Here is a 19,179-nt window from a genome sequence, read left to right on the forward strand (position 1 = left end):
GCCTCACGCAGACGCGATGAATGTGTACAGCGCGGCCTCGACCTTCATCAACAGCATCGCAAACCAGGGCACCGTCAGTAGCCGTGCAGCTGGGGAGAGGCCTTCTACGTAGCCATGACCACCGCAAAGCTGCACAAGGTCCCGCGCAATGTCCATCGCTTCGGTGGCAACGTGGCGGGCCATGTGCGAAACGGGGGCGATCTGCGCCTGCGTATCCTGCGCTGCAACCGACCGGAGAACGAGGTGTATGGTGTGCGCGGACACGAGCATGTCGGCGAGCCGGGCAGCGACAAGTTGATGGGCGACGATCGGCTTGCGGAAGGCCTGTCGGGTCACGCTATAGGCAAGAGCGAAGTCAATGCACTGCTGCATGGCGCCAGAAAGCAGCGCGGCGAAGTAGACGGCTGTATCGACGAGCCATTGCCGTACCGGATCTCGGCCGACGTGGCTCGCGTTCTTGGACACGCCCAGGAGGGGGGCATCGCCAGTGGGCACGGTTGTGTATCGCTCGATGTATAACGCGCCGAGCGCGGCAACAGGCGCGGCTCCTTGGGTGTTCGGCTCTCCAGGCATCGTCGCGAGCACTAGCCGCGGACGTTCATCCTCCATGCGGATCATTATTGCGGGCGATGCTTGATGTTGGCGCAATACCCAGAGGCCCGAAGCATCGACGTCCGGGATACCCAGCGCAATGGATGTGGTGCCGTCAAAGTAGTGCTGGATATCCAGATCGGGTAGCAGGTCCAGTGCATCGTATTCGCGCAGCGTCATCAGTGCGGGGCTGCTGAGGGTCAGCTCGGCCGCGCGTTCCAGCGGACCCGCTGCGAACTGTTCAACGACAAGTGCCAGGTCGTGGCGGCTGATTCCCATGCCCCCCGCCTGCTGCGGCAGGATCATCGTCGCGAGGTCGAGCGTCGCCGCGAGCCTGACGCTCTCGCTCCACAGGGCAGGGTCCAGTGGACGGCCCAGCAAAGGCTCGAGCCGCTCGCGTGCAAACTGCCTTGCGGCAATAGCCAGCCCTCGCTGGTCGTCGCTGAGTGCCCAGGATGGTGGTGTCAGGTCTGCCACAACGGACTCACGGGATGCCATGATGTTTCTCCGGATGTCGCGGGCTCACACGAGCATTTCGACGGGTTCGGGATGACTGAGAAAACGTAGCGGGCTCGCTGAGCGCCCATACGCGCCCGACTGTTTCACCACGACGAAATCACCGATATGGACTTCGGGAAGTTCAATGTCGTCTGCAAGACGGTCGAGCGGCGTGCACAGGCAGCCCACCACGTGACAGCGTTCGCGTGTCACGCCCTCGGGGCGGTTTCCGATGATGACCGGAAAGTTTCGGCGAAGGACCTGACCGAAGTTGCCGGAGGCAGCGAGGTGATGATGCATGCCGCCATCCGTGATGACGAAGGTTTTGCCGCGCGAGACCTTTAGGTCGATCACGCGGCATACGTAGATCCCCGCCTCACCCACCAGGTAACGGCCAAGCTCCAGGATCGGCGTCGTTTCGGGCAGACGTTCGCACAGCCGTGGCAGCCAGTCGCGCATCGCCTTGCAGACGGCCTTCACGTCGAGTGGTGTTTCCCCCGGGAAGTAGGGGATGCCAAAGCCGCCGCCAAGATTCACAAACCGCAGCGGTTGGGGCAGAGTGCTGGCCAGCCGGAAGATGAGTTCAACACTCTGGCGTTGCGCCTCGATGACAGTCGTGGCGTGCAAGCACTGCGAGCCCCAGAAGATGTGAAAGCCGGCGAGTCCGACTTCCCGCGCTTCGAGTTCGCGCAGCAGTGCTGGCACCTGGTCGACATCGACGCCGAAGGGCGCCGCACCGCCACCCATGCGCATGCCACTGTGCCCGATCTGAAAGTCGGGATTGACGCGGATCGCCACGCTGGGCGGCACGCCGAGCTCCCATCCGAGCGCGGTGACGAGCCGCAGCTGGGTTTGTGATTCAACGTGCACGTTGACCCCGCTGGCGATGGCGCGCCGCAGGTCGTCGTGAGACTTACCCGGCCCGGCAAAGCCAATTGCGGCTGGCGTAGTGCCGGCATCGAGCGCGAGGGCCATCTCCTGTGCTGAAGCGACATCGAAACCGTCGACCCGCGTGGCGAGGTAGTGGACCACGGCAGGCATTGGATTCGACTTAATCGAGTAGTGGAGGTGTATGCCGCAGGGCAGCAGGCTGCGCAGTTCTCGGATGCGGGCGTCGATCGCCGAGCGGTCGTACGCGAAAAACGGTGTGCGCCCGGCGCGGTCGGCCAGCTGGCCCACGTCCATGCCACCGAACTGCAGGCCCAGAGGCCGCCGGATGAAAGTCAGGCTCACGATGATTTCTCCCCTGAAGTGTGCTCAAACGAGGCAAGCCCTGTGCGCAACGCCACCCGGTCGAATTTCCCGTTGGGATTGCGTGGGATCTCCGCACAGCTCACGAAGTATCGGGGGACCATGTAACGTGGCAGGCGCTGCATACACCAGTCGCGCAGATTGTCGACACCTGAGCCACCTGCTAGGACTACGAGCAGCGCGACAGCTTCGCCAAGTTCGTCATCGGGGATACTCAGGGCGACCGCTTCCACGACTAGCCCGCTCGCGTGGATCGTTTCCTCGATTTCTTCCGGGCTGATCCGGTAGCCCGAACTCTTGATCTGGGCGTCATTGCGCGCGATGAAATAGAGAAAGCCATCGTTGTCGCGCCGCACGAGGTCTCCGGACCAGACCGCCACGTCACGTGACGCGCCACCCGCTTTTGCTTCGGGCGAAGGGCGATAGCGTTGCGCGGTGCGTGCGGCGTCGTTCCAGTAACCGAGTGTGACGCACGCGCCCACGTGCACCAGCTCGCCGGGTTCATCGGGCGCGCACGGTGAACCGTCCTCCCGGACGACGAGCACCCGCGCATTGGGCACGGCCTTGCCGATCGAGTCGGGCCGCCGGTCGACCTGTGCTGGATCGAGAAACGTGGACCGGAACGCCTCGGTCAGCCCGTACATCAGGACGGGTGCGGCCTGCGGAAACAGCGCCCTGAGTCTCTGCAGTACCGGCAGCGGCAGGCGACCTCCGGTGTTCGCGAAGTAGCGCAGGGTGTTGCGCGGGCCGTCCGGCCACGTCGCGGCTGCGAGTTGCATCCACAGTGGCGGCACACCCGTAATCGCAGTGATGTGTTCCCGCTCGCACGTAAGGACGACGTCATGTGCAGTGAGGTAATTCAGAAGGACCGCTGTCGCGCCCGCGGACCAAGCCGAAGTCAGCTGGCTTAGCCCCGCATCGAAGCTCAGGGGCAGGACGGCGAGGATGCGGTCAGACGGCTCGTGACGCAGATAGTCGGCCACGCTCCAGGCACCTTCGAGCAGGTTCCTGTGGCTGAGCATCACGCCCTTGGGCAGGCCTGTTGAGCCGGAGGTGTACAGAAGGGCGGCCAAGTCGCTGTCAATCGTCGCTTCAGACAATTCCGGGATCGGGGCATTGTCGGGGCCGGCGGTCTCGGTGCGCGGCCAGCGATGCACGCTGACCGTGGTCTCTGGGCCGGAAAGTGCCGGGTCGACCCCATCGACGAGAATCAGATCGGTTACCGGCGCAACACCTTCTGCAGCGAGGGGACCGGTGCGCAATCCGGTGGTCACGAGGCACTGGGCGCCGCTGTCGCGAAGCACGTGAGCCACCTGGTTCGGTTTTAGGAGCGGATTGACCGGGACGAACACGCAACCCGCCGCGCAAGCGCCGAGCATCGAGACAACGGTCTCAACACGTTTGTCGAGAAAGATCGCGACGCGCGCGCCTGGAGCCATGTCGAGGGAAGACAATGCCTGCCCGAACGCGTGGCTGCGTCGCAGCAGTTCGTCGTAGGTCACACGGACATCGCCGCAAACGAGCGCCTGCGCATCAGGTGTGCGGCGTGCTGCCGACTGCACAAGGTCAAGGAGGTTTCTCATGGCCGGGTCGCAATGAAGGTCAGGATCAGTGGCGGATTACCATCGCGCCAAAGCAGCCGGCAAGTCCGCTGGAGAACAGCAGGGAGCAGGAACCCGGTTGCCCGTGTGGCGCGGTGTGTAAGTTGATGAAGGGGTCTGCGCCGAACACGTGGCCGAGGCGCCCGAAGTTAGCGGTGAAAAGGTGCTCCTGTGGTACGGAGAGCATGGTCACTAGGCGGGACCATCCGGGGAGGTTGACGTGGTGAGGCAGGACATGGACGAGTTCATTAGCCGTGATGCCTGCCTGTCCCAGGGCCGCACGCATCGTCGTGAATGCCGACCAGTAGTAACGGTCATCCGACACGGGCTGCAGGTCGTCGTCGGTGCCGCGGAAGTAGCGACCGTCCGTATAAAGATGCAGCCCCACAATGCAGTTGCGGCCGGTACCACGCTCCAGGAGGATTGCGCACGCCCCGTCGCTGTGTAGCGCAAGGTCCTGGATGGCGCGCAGATGATCGCAGCCCGAGCCCATCACATCCGCGCAGACAACGATCGCCCGCTGGATGGGGAGACCTGCGACGGTGAGCACGCGCAGCATGCGGATGGTGGCCATCGGCGAGACGCAATTTTGCTGCATCACCGAAAATGCGAGCGCGCGATTCAGTCCCATGCGGGACTGAATGAACGCCGCGGTACCAGCTGGCGGTGCGAGGACGCTGCTCTGGATTGTGTGCGTGTACACGAGTGCATCGATGCTTGCCGGTGTCGCGCCGGTGTCTTCGAGCAGGGCGGCAACCGCTTCGCATGCAAAGGTGACCGGTGACTGCGCTGCAGCATCGTGGAACTGCTGCACACCGTTGCGCAGCAATGCACTCGCGCGCGCCTCGGGCAATCCGCAGCGACTCGCCCAGGCGGTCGCATCGACCGTGCGGGACGGAAGACTGAACGCGATTCCGGACAGGGACAGCATGGAGTCGGACAGGGGCGCAGACATCGCTAACCCCGCGAAACTCGAGGATCGCGCAGGCGGCCTGTCCCTGGAAGCCGGCCGACCAAAGCAGGATGCGTTGACCGTCCGCCGGAGCAGCCGACTGCAACAGCATGTCGAGCTGCACGGGCGCGTCTGCGGCACACAGGTACCCGATGTCCCCCGGGTCCGGATACCACATTCGCTCGGCAGGCAGTCCGGCCCGTGCGTTGACCTCACGTGCCAGGGTTGCGTTGATACGCGGAGGCACGATCCAGTCAAGTGCGGCGGGTTTCAGGCCCGCCTGCGTACACGTCGCCCCGATGACTTCGACCACAGCCGCTTCGTCAATAAAGGCATCGTGCGGCGGAATGGAAACGGAGGTGAAGGGTGTACATACCATAACGCTGCGCACGCGCCATCCGGGTCCGGCCCGGCGCCTGACCAACACGGCGGCCGCCCCATCACCCAATACGGCCAGAGAACCTGTCTGGCGAGAGAATGGCGGCAGCCAGCGTTCAGCCGCGACGATCAGTGTGGTGGACATGCGCTTTTCGTTGGCCATCATGTCGGCCGCCATCTGCAGCGCAAGAAAGAAGGACACGCCCTGGACCTGTCCGATCGCGAACGGCACGCCCGTCGATCCCAGTTCGCTGTGTAGGCGACCCGCGCACGAGAGCGAGAGATCGTGCTCGAAACTTGTCGCACAGACGATAATCTGATCCGGCGCGAGTTTGTCTTTCCCGGGGTACCGCCGGATAGCTTCCCTCGCTACCGTTGAGGCCATTTCCGAGAGGAGGTGATGTGGCTCGCTGGCGAAGCGCACCGACTTCGACGAATGATCGACGGGACCGGAGCCTGCCACCTCACGGCTCCAGCGCAGCGTATCGGCATAAACCGATCGCATGATGGTCTCCCGCGCGAATGAAGGCGTATCCGCTGGCTGCTGAAACGCCACGTCGGGCTGCACGCGCGCTTGCGGAACGTACCGCGCGGTGGCCGCGATGCATGCTCGCTCGCGAACGTGGTTAGTTGCGACAGACATGCGATTCCACGAAGGAGACGAGGTTGCCGAAACGCATGAACAGATCGGCAGAAAGATCCTCCGGCGCGAGCGTGAAGCCAAAACGCTGCTCGAGTTGAAGAAGCAGGTCTGTCATGTTCATGGAGTCAACGCCGACATCGAACAGGTTCGTGTCTTCCGCGATCAAGTCCGCAGCCATCGTGCTGCCGATCGCCGACAGCAGGCATGACCTGATGGTGGCTGCGATTTCGTCGAATCTGGGGCCGTGCGGGTTATGCGTCATGAGATGTCTCCTGCCCGGATCTGTGGGCGCTGGAAATGTCCGGCGCGCTGGAGCAGTCGCCAGGCACGTCCGTGATGTCCCACGGACGTGCCGTCGATCGCTGCGCTGCCCGCGCGATCATGAGTCGCTGCAGGTCGCCGGTACCTTCCATGATGTCGAACGCCTTGGCATCCCGGTAACCCTGCTCAAGCGACGGACAGGCCGCGATGCCATCGATACCAGCGAGGTCCATTGCAGCGCCCGTCACCCGTGCGGTCACACGCGAGGCGAACGCTTTGGTCATGGAGGAATCCATTGACGTTGCGATGCCTTGATCCGCCTTCCAGGCCGTGCAGTGACAAAGCAACCATGCAGCCGTGATCTGGCGATCGATATCGAGCAGCGACGCCTGCACACTGGCCACGCCTCGATGCCTGTTCGCGGGCGTGCCGCCCGCATCGAGCCACACCTTAAGGTCCGCGCGCACTCGCCGGCAGGTACCGACCATGACTGCGGAAAGCAGTGGCCTGAAGTAGTCCCAGGACCGCTGTGCACCCGAGAATGCGTCATCGAGCGGCTTTTCGTCGCCGCGGGCGAGCAGCGCGTCATCGGTGACCTCGCAGTCGGTGTACGAGAGCACGGCAAGTTGGGTCGCGCGCAGGCCAGCCATGCGCTCGATGCGCGACACCGTGAATCCTGGCGTATCGCAGTCCACGAGGAATGCACGGATACCGTAGCGGCCCATCTTTCGGTTGATCGTTGCAAACGTGATCACGCGGTCGGCGCGCGCACCGTTCGTGATAAAGCACTTTGTTCCATTCAGGACCCAGCCACGACCGGTCTTTCTCGCGCTGGTACGCATGGCAGTCGCGTCGGAACCACAGTCGGGCTCGGTGATGGCAAAGGCTCCCCAGCGCGGCGAGTCGGATTCGAATCGCCGCAAGAACTGCTCGCGCTGCTCTGTCGAGGCGAGCGCGACGACAGGTGGCATGGCGAGCCCCGGGCCCGGCAAAGCAAGCGCCAGGCTTGCGTCGGCTTCACCGAGGTAGGCCATCAATGTCGCCTGCGCCACGAGGGACTGGAGGGCCGGGCAGCCCCCGTGGTCTGCAGGCACGAGGTTCATGTTCAGGGCTCGTACGTCATCTGAGCGCCAAGGAGGACCTCCGATCTTGCCCGTTGCGTCCGATTCGCTACTTACGGCGCGCATGCTCCTGGCGAGCCGTTCGAGATCAAGTCCCCGATCCGCGAGAGCTCTTCCGATGTACTCGATCGCATGGACTTGTTGTGATGTCGGTTCGTCTCGAGTCATGACGTGTTTCTCAAAAATGGTGCGCGTGCGCCGAGGCGTGGCGTGCACCGGAATCACGGGGCAGTTGCCCGCGTGCCGTTCGTCTAGAGCGTAGGAGCAGGAGCGTCGCATCGCTACCCCCGAACTTTAGGAGGGCGCGGGCCAGCGTGACGTGGCGTAACGTCGGCCATGTCGTCAGTAGATGACCGATAATGATGTCCCTACCGAACGATGATTGGCCAACTACGGGTGTGACGAATGGCAGCGCGAAAACAGACGACAGCAAAAAAGCCGTTGCTGCAACCGGACAGCAGGGGACCCCGCACGACCAAGCGGGGAGATCGGGTGGCCGAGCTCATCAAGAGCTCGATTACCGATGGAAAGCTGCGTTCGGGCATGCGATTGAACAAGGAAGCCGAGCTCCAGGAAATATTCAACGTTAGTCGGGGTTCCATACGTGAGGCGCTCAAGGCCTTGGAGGTGCAGGGGCTCGTGCGTTTGAGTACGGGACCGGATGGCGGGGCTACGATCACACGCGTGCCGCTTGCCCGCGCTTTCCAGGCGCTGCAGAACTATCTGTTTTTCGAGAGCATGACTCTGGAGGACATTTACGCTGTCCGGCGAGTGCTGGAGCCGCTACTTGCGGCTGGCGCGGTGGAGTATCTGACGGACGCGGAGCTGGACGCGCTGGAGGGCAGTGTTGAGGTGTGCGAGCCATTTGTCGCAAGTCACGAACATGCGCTTGGCCAGCGACACGAGGACATCCACTTTCATGATGTGCTGGCGGCCGCGAATCCCAATGCATTCCTTCGCTGCGTGTGCCAGATCATCAACCAGATGCTGCACAGCCTGGTGATCGTGGCGGGCAATGTCACCCAGCAGGAATACCAGGCGTTCGGGCGGCAGACCGTCGCTGCTCACCGGGCGATTCTGGATGCCGCAAAGCGGCGCGACGCCAGCGAGGTCGAACAACTCATGGCGGCGCACATGGAAGAAGCGGAAGCGCAGCTTCGCAAGGTTCATGCGGCTTTACAGCAAAAGCTGGTACTGGATTCGGATCTTGGTCTGCATGCGGGCAGGAAGGGCGGATCGTGATATGACATTCGGGCCCGCGTCCGATAGGCCCTTATGTTCGCCGGACGCAAGGTCTCAGTGCGCTTTACCGCCAGCAACGGACAATGAAAGTGTACGTGCCAGCTCGGCGAACGGGGCCCTTCCAAAGGCGAGTTCGAGAATGTGGCTTGCCCAGAGCACGAGTGCATCCGCGTGGCGGCCTCCCACGATCTGTATGCCGACGGGCAGGCCTTCCGACGTTGTGCCCGCGTAGAGGCTGGCAGCGGGAAGCCCGAGCTGATTGCACCACGCGGTGAAGTGGGGGAACAGTTTGTCACCGCTCTGAAGTTCGGTGAGTCGCATCGCTATGCGCGGATAAACCGGACAGATCACGAGGTCGTAACGTTCGAAGAATGCGTTGACGCCGGCGCCAAGCTCGCCCCTCTCGATCAGCGCGCCAAGTAGCGCTTGGCGCGATATTCCGGCACCCGCGTCGGAGTAGGCCCGCAATGACGGATCGAGTCCAGCACCGCCGTCGGCCATGCCTTCGGTGAGTTGGCGGCAGCATGCCGGCCAGAGGGTCGCGTGGATTGCATTGCAGCGATCGATACCAGGAGGGTCGTCTGGCTGGACTCGCGCACCGAGCTGACGCAAGGTATCGGCTGCGCGCATTACCGCGTCGTGGATGGCAGCTTCCGGCGTGACGCCAAGCCCGAGAGACGGGCTGTACGCTATGCGGATACCGCCGGGCGCCGGCTTGCACTTAAGACCCAGTTCGTAGTCGCTGGCGTCGAATGGCAACGCGTACCAGTCGCGGCTGTCAGGCCGGCTGATCACAGTCAGGATGCGCGCGGCATCTTCCACACACCGGGTCATGGGGCCGATATGGCTCAACAGGCCAAACGGGCCGCGCGGGGCATGCGGGACGCGTCCAAAGCTTGGTTTGAAGCCGAACGTGCCGGTGAAAGCGGCGGGAATCCGGATGGACCCGCCACCGTCGGTGCCGATTGCCGCTGGCGCCATGCCGAGCGAGACGGCGACGGCGGCACCGCCACTGCTCCCGCCTGGCGTGCGTTCCATATCCCACGGATTGCGTGTCACGCCCGTGAGCGGACTGTCGGTGACGATCTTGTGGGCAAAATCGGGCAGGGTGGTCTTGGCAAAGCAGATCGCGCCTGACTCGCGAAGTCTCGCCACGCACGGACTGTCCTGGGACGCCGGTACTTCGGCCGTGACGCGTGAGCCGTATCGCGTGGCAAGCCCCGAGACGGCGACGTTGTCCTTGATGCTAACTGGCACGCCGTCGAGGGCGCCGAGGGGGCGTTTGCCATGCCATCGTGCCTCGGACGCCCGTGCCATGTCGAGTGCATCTTCGGCTATCCGGCAGAACGCATTCACGGCGGGGTCGAGTTGCTCAATGCGACGAAGCACGGCGTTCATGATTTCCACTGGCGAGGTGCTACCCCGCACATAAAGCGCATGGAGTTCTTGCGCTGTCAGATCACACACGTCGCTGCTCATGACTTTTCCTATTTAATCATCATAAATAGGAAAATAGGTGAGGCGTTTAGCTAAGTCAAGGATTCAGCATGCGGAAAATCATAGGGTAAACGAGCAATTTTTCAACGTTGACACGCTCGTTTTCACGACGTAAATTTAATGCTCATAAATTATAAGAAAGTGCGATACCGACAAAGCGTTACTCTCGGCACGGGAGTTCAACGGAATCGTGTTGCGGCGTCACGAAGAATTTCGCCCGGATGGTCATTCATTCAAGGTCGATGTCGTGATTGACGCAATCATGGGCCGTGAGCGCTGGCCCCGAGACTCAGGAGTTCTTAGTCTATTCCTGCGCAAGCTTTTCTGCACTGTCGAGGAGCGCCTTTTTCTTTTCTTTGCTGAGCCTGCCCGCGATTGCCAGAAGGTTCGCGAGCAAGTCGTCCTCCTCGTAGAGGAAGCCGGTGGGGACAAGGAGTGCGCGCGCCAGGCGCTGACCCGTCTGTATGGCAGGGGTGTGCTTGCCCTTTTCGTACTGATTCACGCGGGTGCTGGCGGAGAACTCGTCAATGCCGGCATGGATGCCAAGCTGCTCTTGGGTGAGGCCCGAGCGCAGCCGCGCCTGTTTCAGGCGTCTGGGGAAAACTGCATCAGGGGTAGGTGTATCGTGCGGCATCCGGTGAGTTTCCCGGATTCGCTCAGGGATTTTACTAAGTAAAACTTAGTCAAGGGATTAAATGTTACTTCGCATTACGGATTACGGAAGACGGTTGTGTCAGCGCTTCGGCATTCGAGAGGAGGATTTTCTTCTTTCACCGCGTGATTCGGGCCGCAACTGCAAGAACGGCTGCAAGCAGATCGCCTTCCTCGCAGAGAAAAGACGTCGGTACGTGCAGCGTCCTGGCTAGACGCTGCATCACTATGAGAGGGGACACGTGCTCGCTTCCCTCGTACTAGTCGATGCGAGCACCGGCTGAAAATTTGTTGATGTCGGCGTTGATGGCGAGCTGTTCCTGGGTCAGCCTGAGCGTAACCGGGCCTAACCCAGGCGTCTGGCAAAAACAGAGAATATCGCTTGATCGCTCTGAATCTTCGGAGTTTCTAGAAATTTTTCGCTATCTAAACTAAGAATTTCTTAGTTTGTATCCTAAGAAATTCTTTGGGTGATGATGGACAGCGTGTCCAGACTGAAAAGCTGTTCGTTTGCCAGTTGAACGCATGGGGCCGACGCCCCGCAGATATGAAGACGACCTGGAGCTATGCCAATGACGACGATTCTGAACATTCTTGGTTACGTGAGCATTCTGGCGCTGGTGGCGCTTGGGCTTGCCGTCGTATTCGGCATGATGGACATCGTGAACCTTGCACATGCAGAGTGGGTCACGATCGGCGCTTACACACTGGCTGTCGTGCAGGCGGTTGCTGGGAAGGAGGCGTTTTGGGTTGCATTGCTGGCGGCACCGTTAACCGGCGCACTCCTCGGATGGTGCCTCGAGCGTTTCATCATCCGGTGTCTCTACGACAGGCCACTGGATACCCTTCTCGCGACCTACGCGGTCAGCCTGATCCTGCAGAAGGCACTGGAACTCATCTTCGGCACGCAGCCGATGCTGGTGTACGCGCCGTTCGACGGAGCGGTTCCGGTCCCTGGGGGTAGCTATCCAGCCTACCGGATCTTCGTGATCGTTGTCGCACTCATCGTAACAGCCGGGTGCTGGCTGCTTTTTGCCCGCACGCGCTTTGGTATGCAGTTGCGTGCGGTGATCCAGCACCCGGCGATGGCCGAGGCCACTGGCATCGACACCCGACGCCTGAATCGCATTGCGTTCTGTGGCGGCGCGGCGCTTGCCTCGCTCGCTGGTGTGCTCATTGCACCCATGGTTTCGGTGGAATCGCATCTTGGCGTCTCTTATCTAGCCAAGGCTTTCTTCGTGATTGTGCTCGGCGGCATCGGCTCGATTGCGGGCAGCATCCTGGGCAGTGCAGTCATCGGCACGGCTGAGACGCTGCTGGGTTATCGCGTCGATCCCTCGCTCGCATCGGCGCTGGTGCTGGTCCTTTCCATCGTGGTGATCCGGTTCAGGCCGCAGGGCCTGATTCCGGGATTCAGCGCGGCCCATCAGCTTCTCGGTAAAGGATGAATCGTATGTCTGAAAAACACGCAACCGGCTTGCGTCTGTGGCTCGCACAGCCGGCTCTCGGTCCCAAGGATGCTCCGCCCCTGCTGATGTGGGGTGCGGCAGTGATAGCCGCAGCAATCCTGCCATTGTTCGTTGGCCCCTGGCTGCTCTCAACCGCGCGTGATGCGCTGGTCATGGGGATTCTCGCGTTGAGTTATGACCTGCTCTGGGGCCGCGCCGGGGTGCTGACGCTCGGGCACACCACGTTTCTCGGCCTCGGCGCGTATGGATTTGCCGTGGCGACCGTACAGTTTGGACAGGCACCCGTGGCAGGACTCGCTGCGGGGGTACTCTGCGCTGCGGCTGTCGCCGTAGTGGTGGGTTATTTCCTGCTCTTTGCGGGGGTAAGGCTGCACTTCTTTGCGATCATCAGCTTGGCCGTGCTGATCGTCGCGCAGCAGCTCGCCGTTAGTTGGCAGTCGGTCACCGGAGGAGACACGGGAATCCTTGGCATCCCCGGACTGTCGATGGGTGAGGGCAGTCACGCATTTGATCTGGGTGGTCCTCGCGCGTCCTGGTACGCCGTGGCCGTGGTGCTCCTCGGAGCGATAGCCCTAGCGTGGTTCGTGTGCCGCAGCCACTACGGCAAACTGCTCGATGCGATCGCAACCAATGAATGGCGGGCGAAGGCATGCGGGTATCACACCTCGTTTCATCTGCTGTCTGTTTTCGTCGTGTCAGCAGTGCTGGCGGCTATCGCCGGGGGCCTGATGGCGTCCTGCTCGGGCGTGGTGGCGCCCGACGTTTTCTCGCCGCTGCTGGCGACCGAGGTCATTCTATGGGTGGCCATTGGCGGGCGAGGCAGAACGGGTGGCCCTGTCGTCGCTGCGGTCGCTCTGACGCTCCTTAAGCAGACCATCGCTAGCTACAGCACGGACGCTTGGCCACTGATCCTCGGTGGCCTGTTTCTCGCCTGTGTGCTCTTCATGCCGAACGGCTTGCGCGTCCGTGGTCTCGCAGCGGCTTCACGCCGCATTCTGAGAGCGAAATCGAACAGGCCGCTTCTTCACCGTGCGAGCCACGCACAGGAGGAACGGTAATGGCCGCCCACTTTCTCCAGGGCACCGGCCTGTCGCGCGCGTTCGGCGGAATTAACGCCGTGGCGGGCGTAGACATCGCAATCGGGCCGCGCGACCTGCTGTGTGTGATCGGTCCGAACGGGGCCGGCAAGAGCACGCTCGTTGGTCTGCTCTCAGGCGCAATTGCTTCAGGTGCGGGCGAACTGTATCTCGACGGCGAGCGGATGACAGGCCGCCCGATGTACGCGTTCTGCAGGCGTGGCGTGGTACGCAAGTTCCAGGGCACCAACACCTTCCTCACGATGACGGTGCGCGACAACCTGGTGGTGGCTGGTCTCGGGGTTGCGGCTTACCGGGCTTCGCCGATGCCCGACCCCGAAGCGGTGCTGGAGGAGGTGGGTCTGTCCGGGCAGGCGAACGAGCTCGCCTCGCATCTGCCGCACGGCGAGCGCCAGTGGCTCGAAATAGGCATGGCCATCATGTGCCAACCCGCCTTGCTGCTGCTCGACGAACCTGCAGCCGGGCTGTCCGCGAAGGACGCACAGCGGCTGGTGGGCCTTATTCACCGGTTGCGCGAGCGATGTGCGGTACTCGCCATCGAACACGATCTTGGCTTCGTGCAGTCTCTCGCATGTGAGACGTGGGTCATGCACCGGGGAGAGGTGGTCCGACGGGGGGCGTATGCCGAGATTGCGGACGACGACGAGATCCGCCGCATCTATCTGGGACGGGGGGCCAAACATGCTGCGCATTGAAAACCTGTGCGCCGGATACGGCGATGTGGATGTGGTTCGCAACGTCACGCTCGACGTGCTACAGAACGAGGTGGTCGGTGTGCTCGGCTGCAATGGTGCCGGCAAGACCACACTGGTGAAGGCGATCATGGGGTTGCTGCCGCGCGTGAGCGGGGAGGTCTCTTTCCTCGGGCACCCGGTCGCGGGCTTGCGCACGCACGAGATAGCACGCCGGGGCATCGGACTCGTGCCGCAGGGACGCTGGATCTTTCCGAAACTGACCGTGCGCGAGAACCTCCTCATTGGCACGCAGGCCGCCGGTGGTGCCTGCATCCTCGATGAGGTATTCGATTACTTCCCGGTGCTCAAGGCGCGCCTGTCACAGCAGGGCGGCACGCTCTCGGGTGGCGAGCAGCAGGTTCTTGCCATCGCCCGCGCGCTGTGTGGCCGTCCGAAACTGCTCCTGCTAGACGAGCCTTCCGACGGTGTGCAGCCCAATCTGGTGGAGCGAATCGGCGAGGTGATTCCCGAACTGTGCCGCCGCTCAAAGCTCGCCGTGCTCCTCGTCGAGCAGAACCTCGAGCTTGTCCTGCAGAGTGCCCAGCGTTGCATCGTGCTGAGCAACGGCCGGCTCGTGCATGCCGGCATCGTTGAACCGCGATCCGGCGATACGGGCGAACACCCGCTCGCACGCTATCTTTCCCCGGCGGCGGACAACGCGCCGGAATTTCATCATGAAAACGTTCAGTGAAATCGAGTGAGAAAAAAACATGAACCGTCGTGACTTTTCCCGAACTGTGCTGCTTGGTGCGGCTGCGTCCCTTGCTGCATCGGCCGTCTCCCCGTTCGCGCGCTCGGCCGAGCCGCTGAAGATCGGCGTGCTTGCACCGCTCAGCGGTCCCCTGACGCGCGTGGGGCAGACCAACCGTAACTGCGCCGCACTTGCAGTGGACGAGATCAACGCCGCGGGTGGACTGCTTGGGCGCCCCTTGCAACTGAGCGTCGAGGACACCCAGATGTCTACCGCGGTCACACTCGAGAAGGCGCGGCAGCTCTTCATGCATGACGACGTCGCGATGATCACGGGCATGGTGCTTCCGTCGGAGCGCGAAGCCGCTCTCCAGGCGGCAAGAGCCGCGCGAAAGCTGGTCGTCTATCCGAATTTCGACGAGGGACGATGTGACCCGCGACTGCTCACGACGGGCCTTGCCGCAAGCCAGCGGATTGAGCCGCTGATTGCGCGGCTCATGCGTGACGGAGGACGGTCCGTCTGCGCGGTCGTGTCCGATATCGGCAGCAACAGGAAAGTGCTGATCCCGCAGTTGCAGGCAGCGGTGACGCGTCACGGCGGGAAATTCCTGGAGGTCTACTGGCTGCCCTTCGGCACGCGCGACTATGGTGCGGTCCTGCAGCGCGTCGCGAGCTTGAACGCGCAGGTCGTGTGGCACAGCATCGGCGATGACCCGGTGACGTTCGTGAAGCAGTACCGGTCATTCGCGATGAAACCGCTGCTCGTGACGGACATTGCGCACGAATCCCTCTCGATTGCGACCACGGGCGCGTCGACCGGCACGATCGGCGTGTCGTCTTACTTCATGAGCATCAACAATCCGGAAAACCGGGCGTTCCTCACACGCTATACCGCGCATTATGCCGATGCCCGTGATCCTCGGCTGGGAAGTTATGCCGTCGTGCTGCCGCACGGTGAGAACACTTATGCGGGGATTCGTCTATTCGCCGAGGCCGTCAGGTCGGCGGGGAGTGTCGACGCCGAGCGCGTCAAGGCCGCGCTGCCTGCTGTCTCCGTCGCACTGCCGCGTGGCAGGACCGGGGTGAGCCACGATGGTGGCCACGTGCTCTGCCAGACACGAATCGGTCAGGCACTCGCCGACAACAGTTTTTCGATCCTCGACTCCACCGGCCCAGTCCCGCCGGTCTGTGAAGGCTAGAAGTGGTCCTCCTACGCGAGCGGGTTTATGCATCAAAAATTTAGGAATACAAAATGAATGACCTTGTCATGCTCGACGCTAGTCAGTTGGTTGCCGGCTTCAGGCAGCGGACACTCTCGCCGGTGGAGGTCATGTGCGCAGTGCTGGATCAGGTCACAAAGCTCGATTCCGTCGTCAATGCGTTTTGCGCCATCGACGAGGAAGGGGCGATGTCAGCGGCTAGCGACGCCGAGCGACGGTGGATGCAGGGTGAGCCGCGCGGTCCGCTCGATGGCGTGCCAGTCTCGGTCAAGGATCTCGTCGCGGTAGCCGGTTTTCCCACGCGTCACGGCTCATTGACGTCATCGCCGCAACACGAAGGCGAGGACGCGCTGGCCGTGGCGAGGCTGCGGCGCGCGGGCGCCATACCGTTTGGCAAGACTACGACCTCGGAGTTTGGCAACAAGATCGTCACCGATTGTCCGCTGACGGGGGGTACCCGCAATCCGTGGGATACGCGGCTCTCGCCTGGGGGCAGCAGTGGTGGATCTGCAGTGGCGGTTGCGCTGGGCATGGGACCGCTGTCGCTTGCGACCGACGGGGGCGGGTCAATCCGGATTCCTGCGTGCTGGAGCGGTGTGGTCGGGTTCAAGCCCACGTTCTCACTCGTACCGGCCGGCAAAGCGGCCTCATGGACCGCGCTGTCCACGCTGGGACCGATAACGCGCAACGTGCGCGATGCCGCGCTCGTGCTCAGTGTGATGACGCACGAGGACATCGACCGGCATTCAGGCATTGCCGGCAGTTCGGATTCTTGGGCGGATTACTGCGCGGGGCTCGACGATGGCGTCGCGGGCCTTCGCATCGCGTACTGCGCGGCTCCCGCTGGCGTGCGCATCGAGCCGGCCATCGAAGCTTGCGTCAGGCAGGCGGCCAGTGCCCTTGAGGCGCTTGGCGCGCATGTTGTCGAAAGCGATGTGACGCCGCTTGCGGACTATTACGGCGATGGCCGCATGCATTCGGTCCAGTGGTCGGTGTACTTCGCGCAGCGCGCCCGGCATATGGAGGCGGCGCATCGGACATTGCTCGATCCCGACCTGAAGGCGCTTGCCGATGCAGGTGAGCAGGTGAACACCGCAACGTTCGCTGACGCACTGCTTGCGCGTCATGCACTCACTGCCGCGATGGAGGCTTTCTTTCAGCGCTACGACCTGCTGCTCACGCCAACGTTCCACTGTGGTCCACCGCCCGTACCGGGCCTGCCCGCCAGGCTGCGTACGGCACCTGCGCTGACCGCGTGGTGTAACCAGACCGGGCTTCCCGCAGCGAGTGTGCCGTGTGGCTTTGCCGGAGGATTGCCAACCGGTGTGCAGATCATCGGCCGACGGGGCGGCGATGCATTGGTCCTGCGCGCAGCGCGGGCGTACGAGTCAGCGAGGGGTGCTTTCCCGGTACCAGGCGCAACGCTTGAGCGTCCGGCGGACGGGATGGAGGCGCAACCATGAGCGTGCAGGTTACGAGGGTGATCGTTCACCTGGTCGAGCGATGTGCAGAATTCGGCGTGCCGGTCGTGCCGCCGCACCGCCAGGCTGTCGCGGCGGCCGTGCTGAAAATGGCAGATGAGGGCACTGATGGCGCACTGGACATGCTTTACGCGACGGGTGCCGAACTCGGAGCGCTCCTCACCGGGCGCGCACTGCACGCCCTGGGTTGCACGCCAGCCGACATCCAGGGCTACGGGAAGGCGGCGCTGGTGGGCACGGGCGTGCCGCTGGAGTATGGCGCGGCGCTGCTTCATCCGCGGCTGGGCAAGGCGGTGCGTGAATGCCTGGCCGGTGCGACCACGATCATGCCGTCGGTGACGAAACGCGGCGCAGCGGGCGCCTGTCTCGATATACCCACGCACGGCATTGCCGATATGTGGAGCTTCGACCATTTCGACACGGTGTCTCTGTCGGTGCCCGACTCACCGGAGCCGGACGAGGTACTGATTGCGATCGCGTTGGCCGAGCGTGGCAGACCGCTTGCGCGCGTGAGGCCGGGCTGAGACCCGGTCAGGGGGCTTGCCCGGCAAAAGGCGAAACCGCAGGACAGATCACCCAAAAAGACGAAGGAGAACACATGCACACGGATTGTCGGGGAAGATGGAGTAAAGGCGTCGCAGCACTCGCGCTATGCGCATTGGCCGGGGCAGTGCACGCACAGTCGTCTGTTTCGCTTTACGGGCTTGCCGATTCGTTCGCGGGCGTAGTACGCACGCCAGGGGCATCGGGCAATACCTGGCAGGTGGGCTCTGGAGGGATGACAACGTCGTACTGGGGCATGTCAGGCTCCGAGGATCTGGGCGACGGGCTGAAGACGGTCTTCACGCTCGAGAGCTTTTACCGCGTCAATGGTGGCCAGACGGGTTCCTTCGACGGGCAGTCGTTCTTCGGACGCAGGGCATTCGTCGGACTCAGCGGGCGATTTGGGGAACTGACGCTCGGTCGCAATGATTCCCTGCTGTTCGTGTCCACATTGCTGTTCAACCCGTTTGGCAATTCGTTCGTCTTCTCGCCCGTGGTAGTTCACAGCTTTCTCGGGTCCGCCATGGGGGCGGCGTCGGTACAGAGCGATACAGCAATCGACGACTCGATCGTGTACCACACGCCGGAAGTCGGCGGCCTATCGGCAAGTCTGCTCTACAGTAACGCTGGCATCGCGGGCCATGCGGGACAAGCCAATTACAGCGCGAACGTGCTCTACTTTGCTGGGCCTTTCTCCGCGACGGCGGCAGTCCAGAGCCTGCACACGGCGTCGCTGTTTCTCAATGGTGCGACGGAGCAGACGGCATGGCTTGTCGGTGGCGCGTACCGGCTTGACGCGCTCAAGCTCTATTTTCAGTACGAACGGGTGGACAACAACAACGAGGTGACCGACGATACCGTGCAGGTCGGCGCGAGTGCCCAGGTCGGCACAGGCAGCGTACTGGTGTCATGGGCAGGCACGCGCCGGCGGCCGGTGCAAGGCAGTGACATCCGCTGGTCGACGGTGGCGCTCGGCTACGACTATCCGCTATCGAAACGCACGGACGTGTACGCGGCATGGCGTTACGACACGATGACCAGCATGTCGTCAGGCAGCAGCGTGGGCGCTGGTATCAGGATGAAGTTCTAGCACTCGCGGCCCTGCGCACGTCACGATGTGGTCCGGGCAGCCGGGAGTGTAACGAGGCAATGGGCCGTTACGGGGTAAGCGGTGTTTTCTCCACACTACGGAAGAAGCATGAAGGACGGGGCTGCCCTAGAACGGCATATCGTCGAAATGCGGCGTGGCTAATGACCGT

Annotated in this window: 17 protein-coding genes and 1 pseudogene; 9 read left to right on the forward strand and 9 right to left on the reverse strand. The window is 62.8% G+C overall.

All coding sequences use genetic code 11. The annotated features are described in order from the left end of the window. Window positions 1-3 precede the first annotated feature (3 nt). The 7 genes and pseudogenes from ABH944_RS20805 to ABH944_RS20835 form a co-directional block, all read right to left on the reverse strand. Complete coding sequence (locus ABH944_RS20805; RefSeq protein ID WP_404609480.1) at window positions 4-1,089, reverse strand: acyl-CoA dehydrogenase family protein; 1,086 nt, start codon at window positions 1,087-1,089, stop codon at window positions 4-6. Window positions 1,090-1,113: 24 nt separating this feature from the next. Next, window positions 1,114-2,322: a pyridoxal-dependent decarboxylase, exosortase A system-associated gene (locus ABH944_RS20810; RefSeq protein ID WP_404609479.1), complete on the reverse strand. Its 1,209-nt coding sequence runs from the start codon at window positions 2,320-2,322 to the stop codon at window positions 1,114-1,116. After that, window positions 2,319-3,923, reverse strand: a complete 1,605-nt coding sequence (locus ABH944_RS20815; protein WP_404609478.1) for an acyl-CoA ligase (AMP-forming), exosortase A system-associated — start codon at window positions 3,921-3,923, stop codon at window positions 2,319-2,321. Before ABH944_RS20815 ends, ABH944_RS20810 begins: the two co-directional genes overlap by 4 nt. Window positions 3,924-3,948: 25 nt before the next feature. Then, window positions 3,949-4,896 (reverse strand): 3-oxoacyl-[acyl-carrier-protein] synthase III C-terminal domain-containing protein, encoded by a 948-nt coding sequence (locus ABH944_RS20820; RefSeq protein WP_404609477.1) that lies wholly within the window; start codon window positions 4,894-4,896, stop codon window positions 3,949-3,951. Window positions 4,897-4,924: 28 nt separating this feature from the next. Next, a pseudogene (locus tag ABH944_RS20825) lies at window positions 4,925-5,914 on the reverse strand (3-oxoacyl-[acyl-carrier-protein] synthase III C-terminal domain-containing protein); the annotation flags it as partial. Next, window positions 5,898-6,176: an acyl carrier protein gene (locus ABH944_RS20830; protein WP_404609476.1), complete on the reverse strand. Its 279-nt coding sequence runs from the start codon at window positions 6,174-6,176 to the stop codon at window positions 5,898-5,900. The pseudogene ABH944_RS20825 and the gene ABH944_RS20830, both read right to left, overlap by 17 nt. Further along, the gene (locus ABH944_RS20835; protein ID WP_404609475.1) at window positions 6,166-7,464 is read right to left on the reverse strand and encodes an acyl-CoA dehydrogenase family protein; all 1,299 of its coding nucleotides are present in this window, start codon (window positions 7,462-7,464) and stop codon (window positions 6,166-6,168) included. The genes ABH944_RS20830 and ABH944_RS20835 overlap by 11 nt, the downstream gene beginning before the upstream one ends. Before the next feature lie 237 nt (window positions 7,465-7,701). Between ABH944_RS20835 and ABH944_RS20840 the strand changes: the two genes are divergently transcribed. Then, entirely contained in the window at window positions 7,702-8,538 is an 837-nt protein-coding gene (locus ABH944_RS20840) for a FadR/GntR family transcriptional regulator (RefSeq protein ID WP_404609474.1), read from the forward strand. A 54-nt stretch (window positions 8,539-8,592) separates the two neighbouring features. Here ABH944_RS20840 and ABH944_RS20845 read toward each other — a convergent pair whose 3' ends face one another. Both ABH944_RS20845 and ABH944_RS20850 read right to left on the reverse strand, forming a co-directional pair. Further along, the gene (locus ABH944_RS20845) at window positions 8,593-10,017 is read right to left on the reverse strand and encodes an amidase family protein (RefSeq protein WP_404609473.1); all 1,425 of its coding nucleotides are present in this window, start codon (window positions 10,015-10,017) and stop codon (window positions 8,593-8,595) included. A gap of 322 nt (window positions 10,018-10,339) precedes the next feature. Further along, complete coding sequence (locus tag ABH944_RS20850) at window positions 10,340-10,669, reverse strand: helix-turn-helix domain-containing protein (RefSeq protein WP_165092308.1); 330 nt, start codon at window positions 10,667-10,669, stop codon at window positions 10,340-10,342. Between the two features lie 589 nt (window positions 10,670-11,258). Between ABH944_RS20850 and urtB the strand changes: the two genes are divergently transcribed. The 8 genes from urtB to ABH944_RS20890 all read left to right on the forward strand — a co-directional run bounded on the left by urtB (window position 11,259) and on the right by ABH944_RS20890 (window position 19,010). Next, complete coding sequence (gene urtB, locus ABH944_RS20855) at window positions 11,259-12,134, forward strand: urea ABC transporter permease subunit UrtB (protein WP_404609472.1); 876 nt, start codon at window positions 11,259-11,261, stop codon at window positions 12,132-12,134. Window positions 12,135-12,139: 5 nt separating this feature from the next. Continuing rightward, entirely contained in the window at window positions 12,140-13,213 is a 1,074-nt protein-coding gene (locus tag ABH944_RS20860) for a branched-chain amino acid ABC transporter permease (RefSeq protein WP_404609471.1), read from the forward strand. After that, window positions 13,213-13,947: an ABC transporter ATP-binding protein gene (locus tag ABH944_RS20865; RefSeq protein WP_404609470.1), complete on the forward strand. Its 735-nt coding sequence runs from the start codon at window positions 13,213-13,215 to the stop codon at window positions 13,945-13,947. The genes ABH944_RS20860 and ABH944_RS20865 overlap by 1 nt, the downstream gene beginning before the upstream one ends. Then, window positions 13,934-14,677, forward strand: a complete 744-nt coding sequence (locus tag ABH944_RS20870) for an ABC transporter ATP-binding protein (RefSeq protein ID WP_404609468.1) — start codon at window positions 13,934-13,936, stop codon at window positions 14,675-14,677. Before ABH944_RS20865 ends, ABH944_RS20870 begins: the two co-directional genes overlap by 14 nt. Before the next feature lie 19 nt (window positions 14,678-14,696). Then, complete coding sequence (locus ABH944_RS20875) at window positions 14,697-15,875, forward strand: ABC transporter substrate-binding protein (protein ID WP_404609466.1); 1,179 nt, start codon at window positions 14,697-14,699, stop codon at window positions 15,873-15,875. A 53-nt stretch (window positions 15,876-15,928) separates the two neighbouring features. Continuing rightward, on the forward strand, window positions 15,929-17,359 hold the full coding sequence (locus tag ABH944_RS20880; RefSeq protein WP_404609464.1) for an amidase family protein: 1,431 nt from the start codon (window positions 15,929-15,931) through the stop codon (window positions 17,357-17,359). Next, window positions 17,356-17,901: an amino acid synthesis family protein gene (locus tag ABH944_RS20885; RefSeq protein WP_404609462.1), complete on the forward strand. Its 546-nt coding sequence runs from the start codon at window positions 17,356-17,358 to the stop codon at window positions 17,899-17,901. Before ABH944_RS20880 ends, ABH944_RS20885 begins: the two co-directional genes overlap by 4 nt. Before the next feature lie 74 nt (window positions 17,902-17,975). After that, window positions 17,976-19,010 carry a porin gene (locus ABH944_RS20890; RefSeq protein ID WP_404609460.1) on the forward strand — a complete coding sequence of 345 codons (1,035 nt, stop codon included), beginning with the start codon at window positions 17,976-17,978 and terminating at the stop codon, window positions 19,008-19,010. The last annotated feature ends 169 nt before the right edge of the window (window positions 19,011-19,179 follow it).

It is taken from the genome of Caballeronia udeis (assembly GCF_044909315.1).
Classification (GTDB): Bacteria; Pseudomonadota; Gammaproteobacteria; order Burkholderiales; family Burkholderiaceae; genus Caballeronia; species Caballeronia udeis_A.